The organism is Draconibacterium sp., from assembly GCF_041583095.1.
GTDB lineage: Bacteria > Bacteroidota > Bacteroidia > Bacteroidales > Prolixibacteraceae > Draconibacterium.
Genome location: NZ_JBFHGM010000215.1, coordinates 1 through 8649 on the forward strand (window position 1 = coordinate 1; position 8649 = coordinate 8649).

An 8649-nucleotide genomic window follows, 5' to 3' on the forward strand; every position below is an offset into this window, starting at 1 on the left:
AAACCCGTTAGCGACGATTTTCTACCCAAGTGGCGCGAAATGGTTGCCACAAATCCGTATTTTCAACTTAGCCAGTGGCTGGCACATATTGATGCTGGAAATGCACAAGGCGAAATATATGAACGTGAAAGCGAATCGATTCTTCGTAAATTGAACCTAAAATCATTTGAGTCGGAGTTTAAAGTGATGATTATTTGGCTGCCCGAAAAAATGAACATCGCCTGCTCGAACAAACTGCTGAAAATGATTGAGGAGCCGCCCAGCAAAACACTTTTTATTCTGGTAACCGAAAACGAAGAAGGTGTGATCGGCACCATTCGTTCGCGGGCACAGTTGGTAAAATTTCCGTTTGTCGATAATCAATCGATAAAAAATGCTTTGCTGAAAATTGAGGGAGTTGATCCGGCAATCGTTCCCGATGCGGTTCACCTGGCTTCGGGAAGTTACCTGAAAGCACTCAGTTATTTATCGCCGTCGGACGATGAGCAGTTTTATTTCCAGAAATTCCAGGAAATGATGCGTTTTGCCTACGCCCGGCAGGTGAAAGAGATGATTGACTGGGCCGATGAAATGGCAAAGATTGGCCGCGACAAACAAAAAGCTTTTTTTGCGGCTTCCCTGCGTTTGGTGCGCGAGTATTTTGTGTCGAACATGAAACGCAGCGAAATTGTGTATATGAACCGTGCCGAAAAAGACTGGGGCAAAAAATTCGCACCTTTTATTAACGAACGCAACATTGTGGCTTTTGCCGACGAGTTTGAACTGGCCATAAAGCACATCTCCATGAACGGAAATCCGCGTATTGTTTTTATGGATACCGGTTTGCGGATGGTGAGGCTGATTAAACGATAATCACTTCTTTTTAAAACCTCCAACTATAACTTATAGCGGGTAAAAAGGGTAGAAAACTACTCTTGTAAAGTTCGGTTGTGTAATCGCCACGCCAGGGTTTCCGTTGTTTATAAAAGTAGTAATACGGGTTTTTGCGGTTGTACACATTGTAAATACCAATGGTTAAAGTGCGCTCTACTCCGTAACTTTCTCTTGTTCTGGTAAAGCCAATGTCGAGGCGGTGGTAGTCCTGCATTTTAAATGAATTCTTCTTTCCGTAGTATTCGCCATATTCATCAAACTGATAGTAATTGTCTGAGCCATTCGGGATATCATTCATTTCAATGGTATTCATTTTCCCCAAAGCAAGTGTAATGGGATAGCCCGAACCATAAACCCAGGTACTCGAAAAATTCCACTCTTCGTTTATCGGAACACTCAAAACCACACTTAAGTCATGGCGGCGATCGTATTTAAACGGGTAGGTTTCTCCAAAGTTAATTTCATCAAATTGCCGGTCCGATTTTGCCAAAGTATAACTCATCCAGCCGGTTATTTTTCCGGTTTTCTTGCGGGCAAAAAATTCAATTCCTTTCGATGTTCCTGTTCCGTTAATGGCCACTCGTTCCTGCCAATCGGTAGCATTTCCCTGGAAAACTTCGCCTTCTTTAAAAGTAACCAGGTTGTTCAGCTTTTTATAATACGCTTCGATTCCGGCCTCGAATTTTGAGGTATTTTTTTCAATACCAATAGCGAATTGTCGCGAGCTGCTTGGAGGAACTTTTTCGGTTGCCGGCACCCAGAAATCGGTCTCGAAACCTGCTGTTGGATTCGAGAGCATATTAACATACTGATGCATTTTTGTGTACGATGCTTTTATCGATGTTGATGGGTCGACGGGAATTCCCAGTGACAGACGCGGTTCGGCATAAAAGTAATTTTTGCCATCAACCAAAAAATGACTGAGGCGCGCACCAAGATTAAAATTCAGGTGTTTGAACGAGAAAATGTTTTCGATATAAGCCTGGCTTTCAAAAGCATTTAACGAAGTACTTCCATAAGTGCTGTCGATGTATGTTTCGCCTTCGTTTATGTTGCTTGCGGTTGTTTTCCCCGGCATGAAAAAATGAAAAGTGGCACCGGCACCGGCCAGCATTTTATACGCATTCCCAGGCTGAAATTCAAAATCGCTGTTAACGGCCCAGTCGTAAATACGGCTTTTAAATGCCGAGTTGTACTTTGTATTGTCCGCTATGTTCTTGTACAAATCCTTGTCGATAAACCGGTATTTGGTAAACGACACTTTTGTGTTATTGGTTAGGCCCGGTTTAAAGGTATGGTTAAGCCGTGCAACAGCAAGCAGGTTTCCCCATTTTATTTTTTGTTTTGATTTTTCATCGGCACCTAACAATTTTTCTTTATAGTTAAATACAAGCTTGTCATCACCGGAATAGAGACTTAAATAGAGTTTGTCTTTTTCGGCTAATTGGAATGTTGCTTTAGCGTTTACATCATAAAAGCTGTAACCAAATGATGCCTTATTAAAAGCAACATAGGAAAATGGACGAGTAAAAAAATCGAGCCACATACGCCTTACGGAAAGAAAATAGGAACCTTTGCCTTGTTGCAACGGCCCCTGCATATTAAATCTTCCCGAAATAGTACCAATGCTAATAAATGTGTGATGATTGTTTTTATCGCCTTCCTTCATTTGTACATCGAGAACCGACGACAGACGGCCGCCATAACGAGCAGGGAAACCTCCTTTGTACAATTTGAAATTATTAACGGCTTCAGGATCGAAAATGGAGGAAAATCCACCCAGATGATTCACGTAGTATAAAGGCGATCCATCTAAAAGAATCAGGTTTTGCCCCGGACCTCCACCCCGAACGTGCAAGCCTGTTTTTCCCTCGCTTCCACCCTGCACTCCCGGCAAAAGCTGGTAGGTTCGTAACAGGTCGACCTCACCACCAAGAGCAGGAAGTTTTTTCAGCTCCTGCACCGGAATTTCGGTAAGATTGGCTCCCATTCGTTTCTCAGAAAACAGGGGCGCTTTTACGGTTACTTCATTTATTTCAACGCCCGGTTCGAGATAAAAATACTGCGGAACTGTATTTTTATCGTTGATTGAGAAATGCTTTGTTTTATAGCCAATGTATCGAATTGTTAGGTTGTTTTGGTCAGTATCGTTAAGGCGCAACGAAAAATAGCCGGAGTTATTGGTAGATGTTCCGATACTTGTTCCGCTTATTGAAATGGTGGCTCCAATAAGTGGTTCGTTGGTGGTTTTGTCTTTTATATAACCGTGAACGGTTACTTGTGATTTTGCCACGATAAATGAGCAAACAAATAGTATGGTGAGTAGTGTTTTCAAGTGGAGTTAATCTGAGAAGTTTAAATAATAAATATCGCGTTGGTAACCGGAAAAAATGCCTTGCCCGCCGGAAACATTGGAATATATCGGAACCGGAGCATAGGGTTTGAAAGGGTCCTCGTATGAATAAGGCTCGTGTTTAAGCAAACTTTTGCGATAATGGTAATAATTAACCGTGCCTGTTTCCAGGAGTACCTGTACTGTGTTATTGGGGTCATATTCAGAGCTGGCATTTACAGCCAGTTTATAGTTTTTATTTGAAAATAGCGCGTCATTAAAAACAAAATAGGTACAATAGTCAGTTTTTGTGATGCCTTCGGCTAAGATAACCGGATCAAAACTTGACTGTTCAATAGGATACCATATTACTTCTGATCCCGTAGGATTACCATTTTGGTCATAAAGAGGTTTTTCCCATCTGGTATAGAGTTGGATGGCATAGTATTTGGCATTCGGAGAATCTGTAAATGAAGTAGTAATTTCTCCATAAGGATCTCCTTCTTCGTCAACTCCTGCATTTGGCTTGTAATTACATTCCTGGATGAAAACTTTCTCGGGTATGGTATCGCTAGCCGTTGCTGTTGGAAAACCTGGCACTTCTACTTTTATGGAATACATATTTCCTTGAACAGGTAAAATTGATTTCCTTGTATAATTTCCATTTTCAGTATGTGTTAATGTCCCTAATAAAATGTCGTTTTCATAAATCGAAACTGTGGCATCTTCAAGGTTTCGGTCTGTTAGATCGGGGTAAGCTGCCAGGCGGCTAACATTTACAACAAAAGGCTGGTTTTCGGTAAAAAAACAATTTACTACCAGTTCGTGGGGTGTTTCTTCCACATCCAGGTCAACTACCTCAATGCATGCCGAAAATAAACCGATTAGAAGAATTATAAAGTAGATTTTATTCATTTAAAAGCGGTATTTAATTCCTACTGCAAAAGTGGTTTTCATGGACTGCCCAAAAACAAATTCGGTGTTTATGCCAAAGTCTTTGTAGAAGTAGTATTCCACACCAGGGGCGTACAGCAATTGAAAATCGGTGTAATCATTTCGGAAATTGAGTGCATACCTAAGGCTGTTATAAACTCTTAGGTTGTTTACCAACCATTCATTTTGGGTAACCCAAGGTAAAATATTGAGCTTGTAGCCTAAACTAATTCGACCGTAGGATGGGTATGTTGTGTCCGTGAGTTTTATTTCTCCAATACGTTCTACTGTAAATTCAGCTGATGAACAGTTGGTAAAGCTGTATTCAGCACTTAGACGTGGGTAATTGTAGCTTTTATACGCTTTAGAGCTGCGGTGTACAAAGTGAATACCAGTATTCCATAGTTTAAGTTTATTATCTTCTTTCTGAGCAGAGCAAAATATGGGAATCATTAGTACTAGAAATAGGAATGTTTTCATGATTGAGAAGATAATTTGTTTGTTGTTTAAATATAGCTTTTGGTATTTCATCTTCGGAGGAATCCGGAGATGAAATAATTTTTTTTAGTATTGGTGGCATTCAATCATATTTGTATCAATAGATACGGTTCCATAATTATCAAACTTCCAGGAGTATTTCATGTCTATGCGAAATCCGATTAATCGTCTTCTATTATCCCACAAAGTCTTTTTTCGATGATCTGTGTACGAAAAATCAGTAGAGTAACTGATTATATTTTGTTTTCCGTCTCGTTTATAAAAGCATCGGGAAGAAATTCCGGAAGGGACCGTTCCTAGAGGGTAATCAATTGTTTCATGTTTTAGATAAAGTGGTTTTCCCGAGAATACGGTGTATATTTTGGAGACTAAAGAATTATAAATGCCGTACTTATTGTAGTCAACGGATGTTACTATACCATCACCTGGTTCATGTACAGAGTTCTCTTGTCCACAATAACCTGCAACACTTTTTAAATTTTCACCTTTTAAGATTGCAAATACATTATCATCATAGCTAAATTCTTTCATTGAATTTGTATCTACACTCTTTAATTCATAATCATCATCGATAAACAGAGCTTCGACCTTTTCTTCATCATGATTCAAAGTGAAAAGGTAGTGTTCAATAATAATTTGCATTTTCGGATTCAATAATGTGGCAAATTTTTCATCTTCAATCGGACAAGTTTGCATTACGCTATTTGACAAAGCAAGAAGTGAACTAAAACCAACTTCTTTCTCAAACAATTGATAATCTTTCACCTCAATTGTTCCCAAAAAGTCCAGACATTTTTGGTAGTCCTCTTCTGTTTCAAATACCATTATATTATTCTCAACAGAGAATGCAATGGTGTCTAATCCGGCAAACAAAGGACTGTTTGTCTTTTCTTTTGTTCCGCTTGGGATAATAAAATCATCACTTTTCTCACAAGCATTAAAAATGCTTAAAACTGCTACTACCATAGCAAACAAAACTAATTTTTTCATTTCTTTGTAAAGTTTTGTGGAAAGGGGAGTTGCTGCTCCCCGTTCCGGTTTATAAAACAAGTTGTGTAACCCGGTTCTTTTAAAGGGCTGGGTTACTTTTTGCCCTTGGTTTTTATGTTGTTATAATTGTTTTCTATTTTAAAAATTAAGCACTTCTATTAGTAATTCTTTAAAAATCAAACGTTGTAAAACACCTCTGTGCTTTATAAACTCCACCCTAAAATATTTGTCCCTCGTTAAAATGGGTGTCGAAAAGCAGGGGTTATCCTGAATCAACTTTACGAATATAAAACTACTTGTTTTTTCTTTCATGAAAAATATGTTAAAAACAGAATTAGGGAGATAATTTTTATTTCTTCTAAATAAGTTGTCCTTTTTAGATTCATTTTAAAAACCAAGCCACTAGCTATCAAATTGCTATTAATCATTACTTTTGTTGGTTAAATGATTATCTTGGCATTGCCGGATAAAAAGGCTTTTAGTCTCAGATCTAAAGGTCTCTGTACTACGAATCTAAAATATGAAAGAAGTAAATACCACAGATAGAGGGATTTGTCAAACGAAAGTTGGAAACTGCGGAAAACTGCAGGTTACCGACTGGCTTGGCGATGTACAGCCTGCTTACAAAGGCGAAGACATTGTTGAGGTGCGTTTTAAAAATACCCGAAAAGACTACTACAAAAACGTAAATAATTTAAAGCTAAAAGTTGGCGAACTGGTGGCCGTTGAAGGAAATCCGGGTCACGACATTGGCATTATTTCGCTAAAAGGGGAGCTGGTGTTTGAGCAAATGAAACGCCACAAAGTAACCCTGAATAACGGCGAATACCGCAAAGTTTACCGCCACGCCAAACCGGTGGACATCGACAAGTGGAAAGAAGCCATTTCGCTGGAACACGAAACCATGATCAAATCGCGGCAAATTGTGAAAGACTTGCGGCTTGATATGAAAATTGGCGATGTGGAATACCAGGGCGATAAAACAAAAGCCATTTTCTATTACATTGCTGATGGTCGTGTTGATTTTCGCCAACTGATAAAAGTTCTGGCCGAAACTTTCCGCATCCGTATCGAAATGAAACAGATTGGTGCGCGCCAGGAAGCCGGCCGCATTGGTGGAATAGGCCCTTGCGGGCGCTCACTTTGCTGCTCAACGTGGATGAGCAATTTTGTTTCGGTAACAACCAATGCAGCACGTCATCAGGAGATTTCGCTAAACCCGCAAAAACTGGCCGGACAATGTGGTAAATTAAAGTGTTGCCTCAACTTCGAGGTGGATGCTTACATTGATGCACAAAGAGATTTCCCGCCAAACCATATTCCGCTCGAAACGGAACATAAGACCTATTCTTTTTTGAAAGCCGATATTTTTGGTGGAATATACTGGTATGCTCCACGCGGCGAAGGTCCCGGAACATTGGTGGGAGTTCCTGTAAAACGGGTTAAAGAGGTGTTGCGATTAAACCGTAACGGCAAAAAACCCGAGAAACTGGTAATTGAAAAATACGATGCCGGGGCACAGAAGGAAGACACATTCCATAATGTGGTAGGGCAGGAAGATTTGGATCGTTTCGACCGGGCCAAGAAAAGCAGCCGTTCGAAAAAACGGAGCAACCGTCGTAATCCAAACCGGGGCAGAAATCAAAATCAGCCCAGTGCGCAGGGACAGAACCCCGATCGCAGGCAAGATAGCAGCCAGGGAGACGGACAAAACCGTAAACCAAAGCAAAACAGAGGGGGAAGCCAAAACCGGCGATCCAATCAAAATCGTAGCCAAAACCGTAATTAAAGAAAACAACTTGCGTTTTATAACGTTTGATGTATTGATCTTTCGAAAAAAAAATAGTTGAAGCAGAATGAGTCGTTTTTTTCAGATTATACTTTTTGCGGGAATTGTGGTGTTGATGGCAGCTTGCGAATCGCACAGCGTTTTCGATAAATACAAACCAATAAACAAAGGCGTTTGGAACAAAGATTCGCTGGTGGTGTTTAAGGTGCCGGTTACCGATACGCTGCAAAATCAGAATCTTTATATTAATGTGCGCAACAATGTGGATTACCGCTACAGCAACCTGTGGCTGTTTGTTACCATTGAGCAACCCGGTGGAGAAACGGTGAAAGATACTTTCGAAATGGTGCTGGCCGATCCGTCGGGGAAATGGCTGGGTGAAGGTTTTGGCGGATTAAAAACCCGTGAGGCAATATACCGGCGCAATGTGTTTTTCCCCCATTCGGGCGATTATACCATAAGTTTGCAGCAAGGCATGCGAAACGATGATCTAAAAGGAATTTCCGACGTGGGTGTGCGTGTGGAAAAAGTCGAATAGAAGATCAAGGAAATTTATAAATACCAATAGTTTATTTTTTAGAGGTGGGAAAAGGAAAGCTGAAGAAATTTGATGAAATGAAGAGCTATGAACACGTTGTTCAGGCGCCGTTTCATAAGGTTGGACACGATGATTTTCATTTAAAAGGAAAATGGTCGGCCGAATTTTTTAAAAACGATCAGCCCCTGATTTTAGAATTGGGTTGTGGCAAGGGTGAGTATACTGTTGAGCTGGCGGCAATGAATCCGAACATCAATTACATTGGTGTGGATATTAAAGGCGCGCGGCTGTGGAAAGGCGCAAAACAGGCCTTTCAGCGCGAAATGACAAATGTGGGATTTTTGCGTACCAACATCGAACTGATTACACAGTTTTTTGGTAAGGATGAAGTAGATGAGATCTGGCTCACTTTCCCAGATCCGCAAATGCGGAAAGCGCGCAAACGCCTTACCTCAACAACGTTCCTGAATAAATACCGGAAGTTTTTGAAACCCGGCGGTGTGGTGCATTTAAAAACCGACAGTAATTTTCAGTACCACTACACGCTGGAAATGGCTAAACTCAATCAATTCGAAATACTGGCCGAAACCGATAATTTGTACGAGTGGGAAGGATTAACCGATGTGCTGCGTATCCGTACGTTTTACGAAAAACAGTGGCTCGACCGTGGAATACCAAGTAAATACCTGGCATTTA

8 protein-coding genes are annotated in these 8649 nt (G+C 40.5%); 4 read left to right on the forward strand and 4 right to left on the reverse strand.

All coding sequences use genetic code 11. The features are described 5' to 3' along the window. Positions 1-852, forward strand: an 852-nt coding sequence (locus tag ABZB17_RS16895) for an ATP-binding protein (RefSeq protein ID WP_372651813.1), incomplete at its 5' end; no start/stop codon positions are given. Between the two features lie 10 nt (positions 853-862). Here ABZB17_RS16895 and ABZB17_RS16900 read toward each other — a convergent pair. From ABZB17_RS16900 to ABZB17_RS16915, 4 genes are all read right to left on the reverse strand, one after another. Next, positions 863-3208 (reverse strand): carboxypeptidase-like regulatory domain-containing protein, encoded by a 2346-nt coding sequence (locus tag ABZB17_RS16900; protein WP_372651815.1) that lies wholly within the window; start codon positions 3206-3208, stop codon positions 863-865. 6 nt (positions 3209-3214) lie between these two features. Continuing rightward, positions 3215-4120 (reverse strand): DUF4249 domain-containing protein, encoded by a 906-nt coding sequence (locus tag ABZB17_RS16905; RefSeq protein ID WP_372651817.1) that lies wholly within the window; start codon positions 4118-4120, stop codon positions 3215-3217. After that, the gene (locus ABZB17_RS16910) at positions 4121-4618 is read right to left on the reverse strand and encodes a hypothetical protein (RefSeq protein WP_372651819.1); all 498 of its coding nucleotides are present in this window, start codon (positions 4616-4618) and stop codon (positions 4121-4123) included. Positions 4619-4702: 84 nt separating this feature from the next. Next, positions 4703-5626, reverse strand: a complete 924-nt coding sequence (locus ABZB17_RS16915; RefSeq protein ID WP_372651821.1) for a hypothetical protein — start codon at positions 5624-5626, stop codon at positions 4703-4705. Positions 5627-6146: 520 nt separating this feature from the next. On the opposite strand from ABZB17_RS16915, the gene ABZB17_RS16920 reads away from it, so the two are divergent. The 3 genes from ABZB17_RS16920 to trmB all read left to right on the forward strand — a co-directional run. Next, complete coding sequence (locus ABZB17_RS16920; RefSeq protein WP_372651823.1) at positions 6147-7415, forward strand: stage 0 sporulation family protein; 1269 nt, start codon at positions 6147-6149, stop codon at positions 7413-7415. 67 nt (positions 7416-7482) lie between these two features. Next, positions 7483-7953 (forward strand): gliding motility lipoprotein GldH, encoded by a 471-nt coding sequence (locus ABZB17_RS16925; RefSeq protein ID WP_372651825.1) that lies wholly within the window; start codon positions 7483-7485, stop codon positions 7951-7953. A gap of 77 nt (positions 7954-8030) precedes the next feature. Beyond that, positions 8031-8649: tRNA (guanosine(46)-N7)-methyltransferase TrmB (gene trmB / locus ABZB17_RS16930; RefSeq protein ID WP_372651827.1), on the forward strand; the 619-nt coding region annotated here is incomplete at its 3' end.

Excerpts from the sequence above, each read along its gene's own strand:
- ABZB17_RS16905 (WP_372651817.1), bottom strand. The coding sequence starts at position 4,120 with ATGAATAAAATCTACTTTATAATTCTTCTAATCGGTTTATTTTCGGCA.
- ABZB17_RS16910 (WP_372651819.1), bottom strand. The coding sequence starts at position 4,618 with ATGAAAACATTCCTATTTCTAGTACTAATGATTCCCATATTTTGCTCT.
- ABZB17_RS16915 (WP_372651821.1), bottom strand. The coding sequence starts at position 5,626 with ATGAAAAAATTAGTTTTGTTTGCTATGGTAGTAGCAGTTTTAAGCATT.
- ABZB17_RS16920 (WP_372651823.1), top strand. The coding sequence starts at position 6,147 with ATGAAAGAAGTAAATACCACAGATAGAGGGATTTGTCAAACGAAAGTT.
- ABZB17_RS16925 (WP_372651825.1), top strand. The coding sequence starts at position 7,483 with ATGAGTCGTTTTTTTCAGATTATACTTTTTGCGGGAATTGTGGTGTTG.